Annotated in this window: 15 protein-coding genes and 1 pseudogene; 6 read left to right on the forward strand and 10 right to left on the reverse strand. The window is 71.7% G+C overall.

The window, feature by feature from the left end; all coding sequences use genetic code 11:
• Nucleotides 1-40: 40 nt before the first annotated feature.
• From ACFW5B_RS23390 to ACFW5B_RS23415, 6 genes are all read right to left on the reverse strand, one after another.
• Nucleotides 41-2,710 carry a SpoIIE family protein phosphatase gene (locus ACFW5B_RS23390; RefSeq protein WP_386442840.1) on the reverse strand — a complete coding sequence of 890 codons (2,670 nt, stop codon included), beginning with the start codon at nt 2,708-2,710 and terminating at the stop codon, nt 41-43.
• 171 nt (nt 2,711-2,881) lie between these two features.
• Entirely contained in the window at nt 2,882-3,340 is a 459-nt protein-coding gene (locus tag ACFW5B_RS23395) for an ATP-binding protein (RefSeq protein WP_386442842.1), read from the reverse strand.
• A gap of 286 nt (nt 3,341-3,626) precedes the next feature.
• Nucleotides 3,627-4,049 carry a (deoxy)nucleoside triphosphate pyrophosphohydrolase gene (locus ACFW5B_RS23400; protein WP_386442800.1) on the reverse strand — a complete coding sequence of 141 codons (423 nt, stop codon included), beginning with the start codon at nt 4,047-4,049 and terminating at the stop codon, nt 3,627-3,629.
• A gap of 51 nt (nt 4,050-4,100) precedes the next feature.
• On the reverse strand, nt 4,101-4,280 hold the full coding sequence (locus ACFW5B_RS23405) for an SPOR domain-containing protein (RefSeq protein WP_386442803.1): 180 nt from the start codon (nt 4,278-4,280) through the stop codon (nt 4,101-4,103).
• A 244-nt stretch (nt 4,281-4,524) separates the two neighbouring features.
• Complete coding sequence (locus tag ACFW5B_RS23410; protein ID WP_386442806.1) at nt 4,525-6,228, reverse strand: APC family permease; 1,704 nt, start codon at nt 6,226-6,228, stop codon at nt 4,525-4,527.
• A 244-nt stretch (nt 6,229-6,472) separates the two neighbouring features.
• Complete coding sequence (locus ACFW5B_RS23415) at nt 6,473-7,225, reverse strand: GntR family transcriptional regulator (RefSeq protein ID WP_386442808.1); 753 nt, start codon at nt 7,223-7,225, stop codon at nt 6,473-6,475.
• A gap of 328 nt (nt 7,226-7,553) precedes the next feature.
• Between ACFW5B_RS23415 and ACFW5B_RS23420 the strand changes: the two genes are divergently transcribed.
• The gene (locus ACFW5B_RS23420; protein ID WP_386442811.1) at nt 7,554-8,303 is read left to right on the forward strand and encodes a PIG-L deacetylase family protein; all 750 of its coding nucleotides are present in this window, start codon (nt 7,554-7,556) and stop codon (nt 8,301-8,303) included.
• 381 nt (nt 8,304-8,684) lie between these two features.
• Nucleotides 8,685-9,443, forward strand: a complete 759-nt coding sequence (locus ACFW5B_RS23425) for a carbonic anhydrase (protein ID WP_386442814.1) — start codon at nt 8,685-8,687, stop codon at nt 9,441-9,443.
• Between the two features lie 141 nt (nt 9,444-9,584).
• Here the strand turns inward: ACFW5B_RS23425 and ACFW5B_RS23430 are convergent, their stop codons facing one another.
• A complete protein-coding gene (locus tag ACFW5B_RS23430; RefSeq protein ID WP_386442817.1) occupies nt 9,585-10,010 on the reverse strand; it encodes an ATP-binding protein in 426 nt (141 codons plus the stop codon).
• A gap of 162 nt (nt 10,011-10,172) precedes the next feature.
• On the opposite strand from ACFW5B_RS23430, the gene ACFW5B_RS23435 reads away from it, so the two are divergent.
• Nucleotides 10,173-10,940, forward strand: a complete 768-nt coding sequence (locus ACFW5B_RS23435; RefSeq protein WP_386442820.1) for an IclR family transcriptional regulator — start codon at nt 10,173-10,175, stop codon at nt 10,938-10,940.
• Between the two features lie 38 nt (nt 10,941-10,978).
• On the forward strand, nt 10,979-12,493 hold the full coding sequence (glpK, locus tag ACFW5B_RS23440; protein WP_386442823.1) for a glycerol kinase GlpK: 1,515 nt from the start codon (nt 10,979-10,981) through the stop codon (nt 12,491-12,493).
• A 200-nt stretch (nt 12,494-12,693) separates the two neighbouring features.
• Here the strand turns inward: glpK and ychF are convergent, their stop codons facing one another.
• Entirely contained in the window at nt 12,694-13,782 is a 1,089-nt protein-coding gene (gene ychF / locus ACFW5B_RS23445) for a redox-regulated ATPase YchF (RefSeq protein ID WP_386442826.1), read from the reverse strand.
• A gap of 577 nt (nt 13,783-14,359) precedes the next feature.
• Here ychF and ACFW5B_RS23450 point away from each other — a divergent pair.
• Nucleotides 14,360-14,653, forward strand: a pseudogene (locus tag ACFW5B_RS23450) (DUF6542 domain-containing protein); the annotation flags it as partial.
• A gap of 58 nt (nt 14,654-14,711) precedes the next feature.
• Here the strand turns inward: ACFW5B_RS23450 and ppgK are convergent.
• Nucleotides 14,712-15,605, reverse strand: a complete 894-nt coding sequence (ppgK, locus tag ACFW5B_RS23455; protein WP_386442829.1) for a polyphosphate--glucose phosphotransferase — start codon at nt 15,603-15,605, stop codon at nt 14,712-14,714.
• 86 nt (nt 15,606-15,691) lie between these two features.
• Nucleotides 15,692-16,711, reverse strand: a complete 1,020-nt coding sequence (locus ACFW5B_RS23460; RefSeq protein ID WP_386442832.1) for a 4-hydroxy-3-methylbut-2-enyl diphosphate reductase — start codon at nt 16,709-16,711, stop codon at nt 15,692-15,694.
• Between the two features lie 85 nt (nt 16,712-16,796).
• Here ACFW5B_RS23460 and ACFW5B_RS23465 point away from each other — a divergent pair.
• The coding region (locus tag ACFW5B_RS23465; protein WP_386442835.1) for an APC family permease at nt 16,797-17,463 on the forward strand (667 nt) is incomplete at its 3' end.

The raw sequence follows: 17,463 nt of genomic DNA on the forward strand, positions 1-17,463 counted from the left end.
CACCGGCCCCCGCGGCGTTCCGCATCCGCGCGGCCGGCGCTCAGAACAGGCTGAGCAGGGCCTCCGTCGGGTCCGCCACCGTCGACTCCCCGTCGGGCAGGGCGAGTTCGAACCACACGGTCTTGCCGCGCGGGGTGCGGCGGCTGCCCCAGCCCTCGCTGAGCAGCCCGACGAGCTGGAGGCCGCGGCCGCCCTCGTCGGTGTCGCGGGCCCGGCGGCGGCGCGGCTGGGCGAGATCGGCGTCCCAGACCTCGCAGACCAGCGAGCGGTCCAGCAGCAGCCGCAGCCGGATCTCGCCGTGGCCGTGCCGCAGTGCGTTCGTCACCAGCTCGCTGACCAGCAGTTCGGTGGTGTCGACCAGGTCCTGCAGGCCCCAGTCCGTGAGCTGGTCGCGGGCCAGTTCCCGGGCGCGGGCCACCGAGCGCGGCTCGGGCGCCAGGTTCCAGTCGCCGACCGCGTCCTTGGGCAGCCCGTGCACCCGGGCCATCAGCAGGGCGATGTCGTCCTCGCCGTGCCCGGTGTCCAGGGCGTTGAGGACGTGGTCGCAGGCGTCCTCCAGCGGACGGTCGGCGCCCGAGAGGGCGGTACGGAACGCCCGCAGCCCCTCGTCCAGCGGATGGTGGCGGGACTCCACCAGACCGTCGGTGTAGAGCGCCAGCAGCGCGCCGTCCGGCAGCTCGACCTCGATCTCCTCGAACGGCTCCCCGCCGACGCCCAGCGGCATCCCCGGGGGGACGTCGAGCAGCAGCGCGTCCTCGCCGTCCTCGACCAGCACCGGCGGCAGGTGCCCGGCGTTGGCGAACGTGCAGCGTCGGGTGACCGGGTCGTAGACGGCGTAGACGCAGGTGGCGAGGTAGACCTCGGAGAGATCGGCGGTACGGGCGGAGCGGCCCTTCTCGGGGTCGTCCTCGGCGGACGTGGACCGGCCGCGGGCGGAGCGGGCGGTGGACCGGCCGTCGCCGTCCCCGCCGAGCCCGCGGGCGACCTCGTCCAGCGCCGAGAGCACCTCGGCCGGTTCCAGGTCCAGCAGCGCCAGCGTGCGGACGGCGGTGCGCAGTTCGCCCATGGCCACGGCGGCGCGCAGTCCGCGCCCCATGACGTCGCCGACGACCAGTGCGGTGCGGTGGCCGGGGAGTTCGATGACATCGAACCAGTCGCCGCCGACCTCGGTGGCGGTGGTGCCGGGCAGATACCGGCAGGCGATGTCCAGGCCGGCCGCCTCCGGGTCGCCGGGCGGCAGCAGACTGCGCTGCAATATCAGCGCGCGCTCGTGCTCCCGGCGGTAGAGGCGGGCGTTGTCGATGCAGACCGCGGCGCGGGCGGCCAGTTCGACGGCGAGCGCGGTGTCGCGTTCGCCGAACGGTTCGCTGCCCTTCGTACGGGAGAACTGCACCAGCCCGACGACGGTGTCGCGGGCGACCATCGGAACGGCGAGGGTGGAGTGCACCACCGCACCCAGCTCGGGCCCCTCGTCGCTCTCCCGGGCCGGGATGATCTGTGCCTGGGCGGTGCGCAGGGCGCCGGCGCAGGGGGAGTTGAAGGGGTAGCGGTGGACGGCGCCGACCGCGACCGGGCCGGGCGCGGTGCCGAGGTCACCGCTGGTGGCGAGCGGGGCGTCCGAGACGGCGCTGGCGAAGGCGACCCGGCGCAGCTCGGCGCTGCCGTCGCTCATCCCGGGCGGGGCCTCGTCACCGGACAGCAGGCCCTGGTAGAGGTCCACCGAGGCCAGGTCGCAGAACTGCGGTACGGCGACGTCCAGCAGCGTGCGGGCGGTGGTCTCCAGGTCGAGGGAGTTGCCTATCCGGGCGCCGGCCTCGTTGAGCAGGGCGAGGTTGCGGCGGGCGTTGGCGGCCTCGCGCTCGGCGCGGCGCCGGCCGGTCACATCGGCGGCGAGCGCCGCGACACCGATGGGGCGGCCGCTGGCGCCGTGCAGCCGGTAGAGCGAGACCGACCAGCGGCGGTGGTCCTCGTCTCCGGACGGCAGGCCGACCAGCTGCATCTCGGCGACCGGCTCGCCGGTCTCCAGGACGCGGCGCAGTGCGGCGGTCATCCGCTCGGCCTCGGAGCGCGGCAGGAAGTCGTGCGGGCCGCAGCCGCGGTACTTGCTCGCGGGGCCGCCGAAGACCGAGGCGAACCGTTCGTTGACCCGCAGCAGCTTCAGGTCGGTGCCGAACAGCGTGAAGCCGATGGGAGATTGACCGAAAACGGCCTGCGAGGCGGCGAGGTCGGTTTCGATGCCGCGCAGCGCCCGGACGTCCACGACCAGGCAGACCGCGGCGCGTTCACCGTCCTCGTTGCGCGACGGCATGACGTAGATCTCGGCGAGCCCGTCGGCCCGGCCGGTCGCTTCCCTGCGGTAGGGCACCAGGCCGGTCCACTCGCGGCCGTCGAGGATCTCGGACACCTTGCGGTGCCCGGTCTCCCGCAACTCCCGCGGGACGAAGGCCTCTACGGGGTCCTTGCCGAGCGCGTACCGGGCGGGGATGCCGAGCATCTGCTCCGCCCGCTCGCTCCACTGCTCGATCCGCCCGTCGGGGCCGAGTGAGAAGGAGGCCACCCGGATGTAGTCGTAGATCGATCCGGGCCGGCTGCTCTGCCATACCGGCGGACCGTGCAGCTCACGCACGGTCGGACCGCCACCTGGGTCACCGGGGCTGTCCGCACCGCCCTGACCCTCGGCCTGCGCGGGTTCTGCCCCGCCGGATGACATCTTGCTCACGAGCCCCGTCCCCTCCAGCTCATCGTGCCCGGACCGGACCAGCTCGAGTATCCAATACGCGGGCTATCCGGAACACGGTCTTCACGATCACAGCACAGTCTCGATCGCGGCCGATCGACGAAATGTCGATGGAATGGCAACGATCAGGACTTCATCTGTCTCCTAACCAGCCACCGACAGCTCGAACCACACTGTCTTACCGCTCTTTCCGCGACGGGTCCCCCACCGCCGCGAACTGCATGCGACCAGCTGCAATCCACGGCCTCCCTCGTCGTCGGGAGCGGCGTCGCGCTCCTGCGGCGGGTCGGGCAGCGGATCGGAGACCTCGACGAGCAGCCCGTCGGAGCTGAGCAGCACCATACGGACCCCGATCGGCCCGCTGGCATGGCGCAGGGAGTTGGTGACGAGCTCGCTGACGAGTAGTACGCACATGTCGGCCGCGCCGTTCAGGCCCCAGTCGTCGAGCACCCGCCGGACCACCGTGCGGGCGGTGCGCACCGCTCCGGGGTCGGCCGGAAAGCTCCACTCGGCGGTGGCGGAACCGGGGGTCTTGCCGCGCCTGCGGGCGCCGCCGGAGCCGGGCCCAGGGACTGCCGCTGCGCTGTCGCTCACGCCGATCACATCCCAGCACGATGGCATCCCCGTCGCCTTACCGGCATCGAGGGGGTCATTCAGGACATACCCGGTATCCCACCCCACATATCGCTCGCGGCGGAGCACTGTGGCACAAATGAAACATATTGCGGGGGTGTAGGGCGGACTTCCGGGGCGTGCAGGGCGGGGCGTTCGGGACGGAGACGTGCGGGGGCGGGGCGTTCGTGACGGAGGCGTGCGGGGGCGGGGCAGGGGGCATCAGCGGCAGGTGCGGCCCGGCGACGTGCGGGCCCGGCCACGGCCATGGCCCTCGTTACGGACGGACGCCCGTCGCCCCCGCCGTGGCCGCCAGCCGGCGCATCGCCTCGGCGACCGCCGGGCGGTCCTGGTCCAGCCAGTCGACCTGATTCTCCTCACCGGGCAGCAGCCAGCGCAGCTCGTCATGATCCTGCAGGGGCCGCGGCGCCCCGGACACCAGCCGGGCCGTCCACACCTGCAGGACGTAGCCGGGGCGCAGCAGCCACTCGCCGGGAATCCGCTCCTGGGCCGCCGCGTCCACCCCCAGCTCCTCGCGCAGCTCACGCTCCAGCGCCTGCTCGGGTGTCTCGTCGTCCTCCACCTTGCCGCCGGGCAGCTCCCAGCGGCCGGCCAGCGCGGGCGGTGCGCTGCGCCGTGCGGCCAGCAGCCGCCCGCGCTCGCACACCGCTCCGCCCACCACTACGCGCACGGTCGTCATGCGCGGCAGCCTACGTCCCCCGCACGGGTCCCGCTTCCCGCCCGCCGCCCCTCAGGTAGCCGCCCGGTCGGCCTTCTCGACCACATAGAGCTGCCGGCGGCCACGTGTGTCGAGCCGGTCGGCCACCCGCTCCGCCTCCGCTCGGGTGGCATACCGGCCCACGCGATAGCGGTTGCCCCCTTCGTCCTGGCGGATGACGAGCCAGGGGAGCACGGCCCCACCGTCGGTCATTGCGCCCCTCCGTCCGCCGGGTGGCGCGCCGTCACGCGCCCCTCTTCTGCTGATGCCGAAATCGCAATCCGCATATGCCCGAGCGTACGCCCGACCTTCACTCACCGGATATGGATTTACACAAAGAGGTACCGAACCGGCCACCCGCGGGCCCCGGCGAACCGGTGGCGGCCTGCGAGTGGCCGGTGGGACCCGATGCGCTCGGGCGGGCGTAGGGAACGGCGCCGGACGGCGCGAGGTGGGCTCAGGCCCCGACGGCCGCCTTGGCGCCTTCGGTCTCCCCGGCCTCCTCCGCCTGCTCGGCCTCTTCGGCCGCACGCAGCTCGGCCTCGGCCTGGATCAGCGTCGGGTTACGCCAGGAGCTGCGCACGCCCCAGTAGTAGAAGGCCAGGGCGATCACGGCGACCAGGGCGATGTCCCAGCCCTCGGGCAGATAGCCCTTGCCGCCGAACTCCTTGCCGCCCATGTACGACACGGCGGCCATGACCAGCAGGTACGCCACCATCCAGGCGCCGGCCTTCAGATGCGGGCGCAGTCCGGCCCACGGCTTGCGGCCCTGGGTCAGCGGCTTGCCGATCTCGTACCACGCCCAGACCGGCAGTCCGACGGCCATGATCAGGATGACCTTGCCGGTGAGCGGCCAGCGGCCCCAGTACAGAACCAGCGAGCCGAAGATCATCGCGATCGGCGCGATCACCGGCATCGCCTTGAGCTTCACCGGGCGCGTGAGGTCCGGCGAGACACGGCGCAGCGACATCACCGCGACGGGGCCGGTGATGTACGAGATGACCGTGGCCACCGAGACGATCTCGGCCAGCGAGCCCCAGCCGCGGAAGACCGCGAGGAACAGGAAGGCGATCACGAGGTTGAGCAGCAGCGCCGGGCGCGGCACGCCGGTCTTCTTGTCCACCTTGCCGAAGATGCCCGGCAGATGACCGTTTTCCTGCACGCCGTGGATCATGCGCGAGGTGGTGGCCGCGTAGATCATGCCGGTGCCGGACGGCGAGACGAAGGCGTCCGCGTACAGCAGCAGCGCCAGCCAGTTCAGGCCCCAGGCGATGGCGAGGTCGGCGAGCGGGGAGTTGAAGCCGAGACCGGCCCAGCCACCACCGGCGGTCAGCTTGTCGCCGGGCACCGCCATCAGGAACGCGATCTGGAGCGCGACATAGATGACCAGCGCGATCACGATCGACCAGACGACGGCCTTGGGCAGCGACTTGCCGGGGTTACGGGCCTCGGCGGCGAGGTTCAGCGGCGACTGGAAGCCGTTGTAGGCCCAGACGATGCCGGAGACGGCGACAGCGGTGAAGACCGAGCTCCAGCCGTTGGGCGTGAAGCCGCCGTGGTGAACGATGTTGCTGGTGTCGAAGTGCGCCAGCATCAGCGCGCCCGCGGTCATGGCCGGGACGACGACCTTGAAGACGGTGATCGCGGTGTTGGTCTTCGCGAACAGCGAGATCGCGAACCAGTTGAGGAAGAAGTAGAAGACCAGCAGCACGCTGGCGAGCCCGACACCGGTGCCGGTCAGCTCCTTGCCGTCGTACAGCGCGTGCGCCCAGCCGAAGTCCCAGGAACTCATGTACTGGACCGAGGCGGTGGCCTCACCCGGGATCACCGAGACGATCGCGATCCAGTTCGCCCACGCCGCGAGGTAGCCGGCGAGCGAGCCGTGGGAGTACTGGCCGTAGCGGACCATGCCGCCGGCCTTCGGGAACATCGAGCCGAGCTCGCTGTAGGTCAGGGCGATCGTCAGAGCGACGAGCGCTCCGATGATCCAGGCGATGATCGCGGCGGGGCCGGCGATGGCCGCGGCCCGTTCGGCTCCGAAGAGCCAGCCGGAACCGATGATCGACCCGAGACCAGTGGCGGTCAGGGCGATGGTCCCGAGGGATCGTCGGTAGTTCGAGTGCGCGCCCTGCTCCGCGCTCGGGGACTTCGTCGTGCTCACGTGCTGGTCTCCTGGTCTTCCCCCGTGCCGTGCACAAACTTCGCCATCGTAAGAGCGATTCGCACCGGCGACTTCCCTCACCCGGGCAAAAATCTCGCCTACTTGAGGGTCTGTGAGGTATCCCACACCGCAACGGGGGCGGCATTTGCCGAGAAATGGTGCGAAATGGGACACCGACCTGAGAACCAAAGGCAGGTAGTACGCGTCTAGGCGACACACACAGGACACCGAACACGCACACCATCTACTTCACAGGCAGGTGGTAGGTGACCCGATAGCGGTCCGCGAGGGTGACGACATCGGCCGTCTCGACCGGCCGGCCGCCCGCGAAATACGTCCGCGAGACGACCAGAACGGCATGCCCCGGCACCCCGCCCAGCGTCATGGCCTCCTCCGCGAGCGCGGGCCGCGCGCCGACCTCCTCGACGACGTTGTCCACCACGACATCGATGGCAGCCATCCGCTCGACCACCCCGCGACCGGCCAGCGGCCCCTCCTCGGGCAGCATCACGGGCGACCGCCCGGTCACCTCCAGCGGCTCCCACGAGGTCGAGAGCATCGACGGCTCGCCCTCCGCCCGGAAGACGTAGCGCGTCCGCATCACCTTGGCCCCGTGCGGGACGCGCAGCCGGGCCGCGACCGCCGGACCGGCCGCCTCCTGCTCGCTGTGGGACTCCCAGGTGCCCCGCACCCGTTCGTCGGTCTGCTCCTGCCGGAAGGGCGTACAACCACCGGCGGAGTGGAAGCCGACCCGGGCGATACGGCGCGGGACGGGCTGTTCGCGCACATACGTCCCGGACCCCGAGCGGCCCTCGACCAGGCCCTCGGCCATCAGGACCTTGCGCGCCTCCAGGGCGACGGTGTCCGAGACGCCGTACTCCTCGCGGATGCGCGCCTGGGAAGGAAGGCGGGTGTGCGGCGGCAGCACCCCGTCGACGATCTTCTGGCGCAGGTCGCCGGCGACGCGGAGGTACGCGGGCTGCTCACCGAAAGGCACGTGCCCCTCCCAACAGCTTGACAGTCAGCAACAGCGTGACAACCGCGCGTTGCCGACCGCAACCTTGGGCCAGATGTTCACCTGATGTGATGAATCCCAGCTCAGCCCGCATACCGAGCGAGATCGGGCTCCGGAGCCCGCCGCATCCCCACCCCGCGCCACCCCACTGTTTCTTTCCACCCGGGTGGACGGCACCCATACATGTCACGATCGAAACGGGACCACGTTCGAGAACCTCGTCCGAAACGGCATACCGACCACGGCACGGCACGATGACGCCGCACCGGGAACACGGGACGCGGCGCCAGGACGGGAAGGAAGGGACCCCATGCCCGCCGAACCCCACCTCTCCCCCATGCCCAGGGACTGGCAGCGCGCGCTCGCCGTCGTCGCCCACCCCGACGACCTCGAATACGGCGCCGCGGCCGCCATCGCCGAATGGACCACCGCCGGGCGCCAGGTCAGCTATCTCCTGGTCACCCGCGGCGAGGCCGGTATCGACGGACTCCCGCCCGCGGAGTCCGCCGCGGTCCGCGAGACCGAACAGCGGGCCGGTGCCGCGCTCGTCGGCGTCCACACCGTGGAATTCCTCGAACACCACCACGACGGCGTCATCGAGGGCGGCCCGGCGCTGCGCCGCGATCTGGCCGCGGCCATCCGCCGGCACCGCCCGGAACTCCTGATCACCCTCAACCACCACGACACCTGGGGCGGCGTCCAGTGGAACAGCGCGGACCACCGGGTGGTGGGCCGCGCCGTCCTCGACGCCGCGGGCGACGCCGGCAACCGCTGGATCTTCCCCGAACTCGCCGGCGCCCAGGGCCTGGCGCCCTGGAACGGTGTGCGCTGGGTGGCCGTGGCGGGCTCCCCCCACCCCACGCACGCCGCCGAGGTCGGCCCCGGCATCGACCGCGCCGTCGACTCGCTGGCGGCCCACAGCACCTACATCAAGGGCCTGGGCAGCACCGAGCAGGACCCCCGCGCCTACGCCCGCAGCTTCATCGAGCAGACCCTGCGCAACGGCGGCGAACGCTACCGGGGCCGCCCCGCCACCCTCTTCCAGCTCTTCCCCCGCTGAGGCCCACGGCCTCCCGGGAAGGCCCACGCACCAAGCCGCCCAACCCCGCGCCCATGGCGGCCCGGTACCCGAGAACGCCACCCAACACCCAGGCCGGAAGGGTCCGTTCCGCCCCCTGGTCCCGGAATCCCCTCACCCTGGCCGCATTCCCTTCGCACTCATCCCGCTTGCCTGTCTCCGATGCTGCGCCGGGAGTCCGGCCGCCACCTCGGGCGCACGGGCGCCGGCCCGGGGCACCGCCGACCGGACGGCTTCTGTGGGCCGTCGGTGGCACAGCGGGCCGCGCCCGCTTGCGCCTCCCCGGCGGCTTCCCCGTCGCCCTGAACAATCGCCCTGACCAGGACGTATGCATGCGTCTCAGCGGACTGAGGGGAACGACCGATGGACGGAGCGAGACATCCGGACCGCAGAGCCCTGCTCGCCGGCGGACTGTGCGTCGCCACGGCCGCACTCACCGGGTGCGCCACGACGGACAAGGCCCCCGCAGCGGCCGGCGCCTCGCCGCAGGCGCGGCCCACCATGCAGCCGACAGCACGGCCGACCACGCCCCAGGAAGCCTTCACCCGCCTGATGGAAGGCAACCAACGCTGGGTGAGCGGGAACCTCCAGCACCCCGACCGGGACCCGGACCGGCGGGAATTCGTGGCCCAGAAACAGCAGCCCTTCGGGTCGGTCCTCGCGTGCATCGACTCCCGGGTGCCGCCGGAGCTCCTCTTCGACACCGGGCTGGGCGACCTCTATGTGATGCGCACCGGCGGCGAGGCGGTCGGCCCGGTGGTCACCGGCTCCGTGGAGTACGGGCCGATGACGAGCGGCACCCCGCTCATCGTGGTCCTCGGCCACCAGCGGTGCGGCGCCGTCGAGGCCTCGTACACCTCGCTCAAAGACGGCAAGCCGCTGCCCGGCAACCTGGAGTCGATCGTCCGCGCGCTGCAGCCGGCGTACGAGCAGGCGGTCCGGGAAGGCGGCAGCGACCCGGTCGACACCATGGCCCGCGCCCAGGTCACCCTGACCGCCGCCAACCTGCGCTCCAACCAGGATCTGGCCCCGCTGGTACGCAAAGGGACCCTGGCGGTGGTGGGCGCCTACTACTCCCTCGACACCGGCAAGGTGGAGGTGTTGTCGGGGGCGCCGTCCTGACCTGCCCCACGAGACGGACGTGCGGCCGGGGTTATCACCGCCGCGGCCTCTCCTGCCGGGGTTGCACCTCCCGTGGACGGGGGTTCCGGCCGCAAGCGGCTCGTCGTGCATGGGCTGCCCCGCTCGGCCGGGCCTGCCGGTTCACGCGGCGAGGAGCTCCGCCCACCATGTGATGCCGCCCCGGTGGACCCGTGTGCCGCTCTCGGCCGCCAGGGCGGTGACGATGTCGAGCCCGCGGCCGTGCTCACCCGGGCAGGCGCGGGCGACCGGCCGCCCGTCCGTCGTCGCAGGCCCCGCGTCCGTCACCTCGACGCGCAGGGCGCCGCGCCCGTCGGCCCCGACCCGTGACAGCCGCAGCACCGCCGGCGGCAGGGCGTGGACGACCGCGTTGGTGATCAGCTCCGAGATCACGAGGAGCGCGTCCTCGGCGAGGTCCGGAGCCAGGTTCCAGCCGGCCAGGACCGTACGCACCCTCCGGCGTACGAGCGAGACGGCCTCGGGGATGTGTGGCAGCGGACAGACATGTTCGTCCGCCTCCGGAACCACCACGTCAAGCTGTGCCGTCATGCCTCCACCTCCGAGGCCCCTGCCGGCTGGACGCCGGGCTTGAGTGGGACGCTATGGCGGACGGTGGAGACGGTCAATGAACGGCGGTCGGCATTACCGAACGCCAGATGGCGAAGAGTCTTCCCTCCGGGCAGATGCCGACCACGGGACTACGATTGCCTCATGGCCGGCCCGGTCCAGTCGATCGAACGGGCGGCGGCGATCCTGCGTCTGCTCGCCAGCGGGCCCCGTCGGCTCGGGCTCGGTGAAGTGGCCGCATCGCTCGGGCTGGCGAAGGGCACCACCCACGGGATTCTGCGCACCCTTCAGAACGTCGACTTCGTCGAGCAGGACGCGGCGACCGGGAAGTACCACCTCGGGGCCGCGCTCCTGCACTTGGGCACCAGCTACCTCGACGTCAACGAGCTGCGGTCGCGCTCCATCAACTGGGCCGACGCCCTGGCCGCCCGTAGTGGCGAGGCGGTCCGTCTGGGCGCACCCCTGGAGGGCAAGGTGCTCATCGTCCACCACGTCTTCCGCCCCGACGACACCCTCCAGACCCTGGATGTGGGCGCGCTGCTGCCCCTGCACGCCTCCTCGCTCGGCAAGGTGCTGCTGGCCTTCGGCAGCGTGCCGCTGGAGCCGGCCGTGGAGGCCGGGCTGGAGGCGTACACCCGGCACACCCTCGTCGTCTTGGAGCGCCTCACCCAGGCGCTCACGGAGGTCCGGGAGCTCGGCTGGGCTGCTGAAGTACAGGAGATGACCATGGGCGAGGCCGGTATCGCCGCGCCGATCCGGGGCCACGGTGGCCTCGTGGTCGGCGCCATCGGCGCCTCCGGCACGGTCGAGCGGATCTGCGACTCCAAAGGGGTCCCGCAGCCGGCCCTGGTCAGTCAGGTCCGCCACGCCGCCCAGGCGATCTCCAGAGACCTGGGGGCCGCCCGCTGGTGAACCCCGACGCCCTCACGCCCCGCAACGGAAGGCTGATCATGGTTGAGCGGTATGTGATGTCCGTCGACCAGGGCACCACGTCCACCCGATGCATCCTGTTCGACCACCAGGGGCGGCTGGTGTCGGTCGCCCAGCGGGAGCACCAGCAGCACTTCCCCCGGCCCGGGTGGGTCGAGCACGACGCCGTCGAGATCTGGCACACGCTGCGCCGCGTGGTGCCGCAGGCGCTCTCCGACGCCGAGGTCGGCCCCGATGAGGTCGCCGCCATCGGGATCGCCAACCAGCGCGAGACGACCGTGCTGTGGGACCGGCGTACGGGCACCCCGCTGGGCAGGGCGATCGTCTGGCAGGACACCCGTACGGCCCCGCTGGTCGAGGACCTCAGAAGCCGGCCCGGGGACGACTTCTTCCTCCGGCGCTGCGGCCTGTCTCCTTCCACGTACTTCTCCGCCCCCCGGATCCGCTGGCTGTTCGACCACGTCGACGGGCTGCGGCAGCGCGCCGAGGACGGCGAGGTGCTGTTCGGCACGATGGAGAGCTGGCTGATCTGGAACCTCACCGGCGGGCCGGCCGGCGGTATGCACCTCACCGACGTCACCAACGCCAGCCGCACCATGCTCATGAACATCGGCACGCTCGACTGGGACGAGGAGCTGCTGGAGTTCTTCGGGATACCCCGCCCGATGCTCCCGGAGATCCGCTCCTCGGCCGAGACCTACGGAGTCGCCCGTTCCGTCCTCCCGGGTGTCCGTATCACCGCGGCACTCGGTGACCAGCAGGCGGCGCTGTTCGGGCAGACCTGCTTCGCCCCCGGCGAGGCGAAGTGCACCTACGGAACCGGCAGTTTCCTGCTGCTCAACACCGGCACCGACCTCGTACGGTCCCGGCACGGCCTGCTCACCACCGTCGCCTACAAGATCGAGGACCAGCCCGCGGTCTACGCACTCGAAGGCCCGATCGCCGTCACCGGCGCGCTGGTCCAGTGGTTCCGCGACCGGCTGGGGCTGATCAGCACCGCCCCCGAGATCGAGACTCTCGCGCGCACCGTCGAGGACAACGGCGGCTGCTACATCGTCCCGGCGTTCTCGGGTCTGTACGCGCCGCACTGGCGCAGTGACGCCCGCGGTGTCATCGTCGGCCTCACCTCGTACATCACCAAGGAGCACCTGGCCCGAGCCGTGCTGGAGGCCACCGGATGGCAGACCCGGGAGGTGGTCGACGCCATGAACGCCGACTCCTCGCTCGACCTGAAGGTGCTCAAGGTGGACGGCGGCATGACGTCCAACAACCTCCTCATGCAGTTCCTCGCCGACGTGCTCGACGTGCCCGTGGTGCGCCCCATGGCCGCCGAGACGGTCTCCCTGGGCGCCGCGTACGCCGCCGGCCTCGCCGCCGGCTACTGGCCCGACCTGGAGGTCCTGCGCCACAACTGGCACCGCGCCGCCCAGTGGCTGCCGGACATGGCCCCCGAGCGGCGACGGTCGGAGTACGAGAACTGGAAGCGGGCGGTCGAGCGCGCGGTCGGCTGGATCCGGCCGCCCAACCCGCCCTGACGGATCGTCACCGGAGAGCGCCCGCAGGGGTCTCCGCGCCGGTGACCGCGACGGCCGGCCCGTGAGCGACCCGGCGCCGAGGCGTCGGCGGCAGGTGAGAGCGGCGGCCCTCGGTGACGGCAAACGGCAACGGGGCCGCCCCCGGGAGGGGCGACCCCGTCTGACTGCGTGTGTGGCGGGCCGCTGGAGTGGCGGGGCCGTCAGACGTTGAACCGGAACTCCACCACATCCCCGTCCTGCATCACATAGTCCTTGCCCTCCATGCGGGCCTTGCCTGCTGCGCGGGCCTCGGTGACCGAGCCGGTGTCGACGAGGTCGGCGAAGGAGATGACCTCGGCCTTGATGAAGCCCTTCTGGAAGTCGGTGTGGATGACACCGGCGGCCTCGGGGGCGGTGGCGCCCTTCTTGATGGTCCAGGCGCGGGTTTCCTTGGGGCCGGCCGTCAGGTAGGTCTGCAGGCCGAGGGTGTTGAAGCCGACGTGGGCGAGGGTGGCGAGGCCGGGCTCCTCCTGGCCGACGGACTGGAGGAGTTCCAGGGCCTCCTCCTCGTCGAGCTCGGCGAGGTCGGCCTCCAGCTTGGCGTTGAGGAAGATCGCCTCGGCGGGGGCGACCAGGGCCCGCTGCTCGTTCTTGAAGTCCTCGTCGGTCAGCTCGTCCTCGTCGACGTTGAAGACGTAGAGGAAGGGCTTGGTGGTGAGGAGGTGGAGGTCGTGCAGGAGCTCTTCGTTGCCGGAGCCCTGGACGATGCCCGCGGAGAAGAGGGTGTCGCCCTTCTCCAGGATCGCCTTGGCCTCTTCGACGGCCTTGACCTTCGGGGCCACGTCCTTCTTGATCCGCGACTCCTTGACCAGGCGCGGCAGCACCTTCTCGATGGTCTGGAGGTCGGCGAGGATCAGTTCGGTGTTGATGGTCTCGATGTCGTTCTTGGGCGAGACCTTGCCGTCGACGTGGACGACGTTCTCGTCCTTGAAGGCGCGGATGACCTGGCAGATCGCATCGGACTCGCGGATGTTCGCGAGGAACTTGTTGCCCAGGCCCTCGCCCTCGGAGGCGCCCCGGACGATGCCGGCGATGTCGACGAAGTCCACGGTGGCCGGGAGGATCTTCTGCGAGGCGAAGATCTCCGCGAGCTTGCCCAGGCGGGGGTCGGGGACGCCGACGACGCCGACGTTCGGCTCGATGGTGGCGAACGGGTAGTTGGCCGCCAGCACGTCGTTCTTGGTCAGGGCATTGAACATGGTCGACTTGCCGACATTCGGCAGACCGACGATTCCGATCGTGAGCGACACGTGGCGACTCGACTTCCGAGCGAGGTGGTGGGGTGGGCAGCGGCCCGGGAGGGCCGATCCACCAGTCTACGGGGCGGCGCGGGCCGGACGGCCGCCACCGGGAGCGGCCCGCGGCCCGCCCCGCCCGGCGGCCGGTGACGCACTCGGCCGCAAGGTCGGCGAAAGCGCGTGTCCCGCGACCGGTTAATACCACTTAGCGGCCTACCGTTGCCGGGTGGAGCAACACGAAGCGCGCACGCCCCAGCACAGCCCGCCGCGGTCCGGACCGCCGCCCGCGGGCCAGGACGCCCGGCTCCCGCGCCCCGCGGAGGCCGTGACCCCCGACCCCGACGACGCCTTTCTCTCCGCGATGCGGGCCTCCGGCTTCGCGTCGGTCCCGGCCTCCGCACCGGCCGTCGTGCACGCCCCGCCGCGCGGCCCCGCGCCGACCGGTGCGCTGCGGGCGCCCACCCGGCCGACGGCGGCCGCGGTGCCCGGACGCGCCCCGGCTCCCCCGTCGGCCGCGGAGTCCTCCGCTGTCCAACGGTCGCGGCCCCGGCGCCCGGACCCCGCCCCGCCGGCCGGCCCGCCGCGCCGGATGCCGGCCGCCAAGCTCACCGGGCTCGGCTGCTGGCTGCTGGCGACGTTGGCCCTGCTGGCCTGCGCCTTCGTGGACCGGCTGCTGTTCGCCGGGGCACCGGCCGTGTACGGCGGCTGCTTTCTGCTGGTGGGTATCGGGGCGGCGGTGTGGGTGCGGCCGTACGACCTGATCTGCGCGCCGGTCACGCTGCCGATCGCGTTCACCCTCGGAGCGCTGCCGGTCCAGCACGGCGGGGACGGGTTCGAGGGGCTGCTGACGGGCGTCTTCACCGTCCTCGCGCTGAACGCGGGCTGGCTCTACGCCGGCACGCTGCTCTGCGCGCTGGTCGCGCTCGTCCGGCGGGTGCTGCTCATCGCCCGGCGTCGGGCCAGCCGACCGGTGAGTCGACCGCAGAGCGCACCGCGCGGGCAGCAGAGCCGGCCGCCGCAGCGGCCCGCTTCCCGGACCCGGCCGCGGCCCGCGAACCGTCCGCGGCAGGTGGCTCGCCAGCCCGAGCGGCGTACGCAGCCATCGCGGCCCCCACGATCCCCGCATTGTTCTGAAGCTGAGCCGGCACGATCTCGGCCCTGATGCCCTCGATCAGCGGCAGGAACTTCTCGGCCTTGCGGCTCACCCCGCCGCCGAGCACGAACAGCTCGGGCGAGAAGAGCATCTCCACATGGGCGAGGTACTTCTGGACCCGGTGCGCCCAGTGCTGCCAGTTCAGCCCCTCGTCCTCCTTGGCCTTGGTGGAGGCACGCTTCTCGGCGTCATGGCCGTGCAGCTCCAGATGGCCGAGCTCGGTGTTGGGGACGAGGCGGCCGTCGATGAAGACGGCGCTGCCGATGCCGGTGCCGAGGGTGAGCACGATGACCGTGCCGGAGCGGTCGCGGCCCGCGCCGTAGCGCATCTCGGCCAGACCGGCCGCGTCCGCGTCGTTCAGCAGGGTGACGGGGCGGCCGGCCGCGTCACCGCCCAGCCGGCCGGTGAGCAGGGCGTCGGCGTCGAGACCGATCCAGCCCTTGTCGACATTGGCGGCGGTACGGGTCGTCCCGTCGGTGACCACACCGGGGAAGGTCGCACCGACCGGCCCCGACCACCCGAAGTGGTCCACGACCTCCTTGACGCAGTCCGCGACCGCTTCCGGGGTGGCCGGGTGCGGGGTCAGCACCTTGAAGCGCTCCTCCGCGAGATCGCCGCGCGCCAGATCGACCGGGGCGCCCTTGATGCCGGATCCGCCGATGTCCACACCGAAGACCTTCATGGGAAAAGGCTAGGCGCCGACGGGGCGGCCCGCCCCCGGGATGAGAGGACTCAGGGCCCGGGGCGGCGAACCGGCACTCGTGGGACTCAGCTCTCGCCGGCCGCCTTGGCCTCGGCGCGCAGGTCCCTGCGCAGCTCCTTGGGCAGCGAGAAGTGAATGGACTCCTCGGCGGCCGTGAGGGTCGAGACGTCCTCGTAGCCGCGCGCGGCGAGCCACTCCAGGACGCCGTCCACGAGGATCTCGGGGACGGAGGCACCGGAGGTGACACCGACCGTGCCGACGCCCTCCAGCCAGGCCTCGTCGATCTCCTCGGCGTAGTCGACCAGATGGGCGTCGCGGGCACCGGCGCCCAGCGCCACCTCGACGAGGCGCACCGAGTTCGAGGAGTTCTTGGAGCCGACGACGATGACCAGATCGGCCTCGGCACCCATCTGCTTCACCGCGGTCTGGCGGTTCTGGGTGGCGTAGCAGATGTCGTCGCTGGGCGGCGAGAGGAGGTTGGGGTAGCGGCCCTTGAGGGCGTCCACCGTCTCCATGGTCTCGTCGACCGAGAGGGTGGTCTGGGAGAGCCAGACCACCTTGTCCGGGTCGCGGACCTCGACGTTCTCGACGTCCTTCGGGCCGTCGACGAGGGTGATGTGCTCGGGCGCCTCACCGCTGGTGCCGATGACCTCTTCGTGGCCCTCGTGGCCGATCAGGAGGATGTCGTAGTCCTCCTTGGCGTAGCGGACGGCTTCCTTGTGGACCTTGGTGACCAGCGGGCAGGTCGCGTCGATGGTGGCGAGCTTGCCGCGCTTGGCCTCCTCGTGGACGACCGGGGCGACGCCGTGCGCCGAGAAGATGACGATGTTGCCCTCGGGCACCTCTTCCGTCTCCTCGACGAAGATGGCGCCCTTCTTCTCCAGGGTCTTCACGACGTACTTGTTGTGCACGATCTCGTGGCGTACGTAGACGGGGGCGCCGTACTGCTCAAGGGCCTTCTCGACGGCGATGACGGCGCGGTCCACGCCGGCGCAGTATCCACGGGGGGCGGCGAGCAGGACCCTGCGGCGCGAAGCGGCTTCGCCCGGGGTGGTGGCGGGAGTCGGGCTGGGCGAGGAAGTCATGCGTCCCATCGTAAGGGCGTGCCCCCGCCCCCGAAGATCGCACCACTGCCCCAGACTGAGGGCGGCACGCAGCGAGGAGGCACGGATGCCGGGCACGAGCGGCAGCGGGGAGGGCGGTTCGGCGGACGGCGCCGCCGGAAGAGGCCGGGACTGCGGTGCTCCATCCGGCGCGCTGCGGCGGACGCTGACGTTCCGGGATCTGCTCGTCTACGGGCTGCTGTTCATCGCCCCGATGGCACCGGTCGGCATCTTCGGCACTCTGGTGGCCACGTCGCACGGCGCGATCACCGTCGTCTACCTGGTCGCGACGGTCGCGATGGCCTTCACCGCGTACTCGTACGCCCAGATGGTGCAGGTCGCCCCGCGGGCCGGGTCGGTCTACACCTACGCCCGGGTGGGGCTGGGCGAGGGCGCGGGGTTCGTCGCCGGGTGGATGGCGATGCTGGACTATCTGCTGATTCCGGCGGTGGCGTACCTGTTCTCCGGGATCGCGCTGCACGAGCTGGTCCCGGCGGTGCACGCGTGGGTGTGGACGGCGCTGGCGGTGGTGGTGACGACGCTGCTGAACCTGTCGGGCGTACGGACCGCGGCGCGGGCCGGGTTCGCGGTGCTGGCGATGGAGATCGTGGTGCTCGCGGTGTTCGTGGTGGCGGCGGAGGTGGAGCTGGTCGCCCACGGGGCTCCGCGGGGCTGGGCCGCGCCGCTGACCGGGGAGGGCGGCTTCTCGGTCGGGGCGGTGCCGGCCGCGGTGT

Source organism: Streptomyces sp. NPDC058773 (assembly GCF_042746015.1).
Taxonomy (GTDB): domain Bacteria; phylum Actinomycetota; class Actinomycetes; order Streptomycetales; family Streptomycetaceae; genus Streptomyces.

Coding starts and splice junctions, on each gene's coding strand:
- ACFW5B_RS23425 (WP_386442814.1), top strand. CDS start 8,685: ATGGACGGAGCGAGACATCCGGACCGCAGAGCCCTGCTCGCCGGCGGA.
- ACFW5B_RS23420 (WP_386442811.1), top strand. CDS start 7,554: ATGCCCGCCGAACCCCACCTCTCCCCCATGCCCAGGGACTGGCAGCGC.
- ACFW5B_RS23430 (WP_386442817.1), bottom strand. CDS start 10,010: ATGACGGCACAGCTTGACGTGGTGGTTCCGGAGGCGGACGAACATGTC.
- ACFW5B_RS23460 (WP_386442832.1), bottom strand. CDS start 16,711: ATGACTTCCTCGCCCAGCCCGACTCCCGCCACCACCCCGGGCGAAGCC.
- ACFW5B_RS23435 (WP_386442820.1), top strand. CDS start 10,173: ATGGCCGGCCCGGTCCAGTCGATCGAACGGGCGGCGGCGATCCTGCGT.
- ppgK (WP_386442829.1), bottom strand. CDS start 15,605: ATGAAGGTCTTCGGTGTGGACATCGGCGGATCCGGCATCAAGGGCGCC.
- ACFW5B_RS23405 (WP_386442803.1), bottom strand. CDS start 4,280: ATGACCGACGGTGGGGCCGTGCTCCCCTGGCTCGTCATCCGCCAGGAC.
- ACFW5B_RS23390 (WP_386442840.1), bottom strand. CDS start 2,710: ATGTCATCCGGCGGGGCAGAACCCGCGCAGGCCGAGGGTCAGGGCGGT.
- ACFW5B_RS23400 (WP_386442800.1), bottom strand. CDS start 4,049: ATGACGACCGTGCGCGTAGTGGTGGGCGGAGCGGTGTGCGAGCGCGGG.
- glpK (WP_386442823.1), top strand. CDS start 10,979: ATGGTTGAGCGGTATGTGATGTCCGTCGACCAGGGCACCACGTCCACC.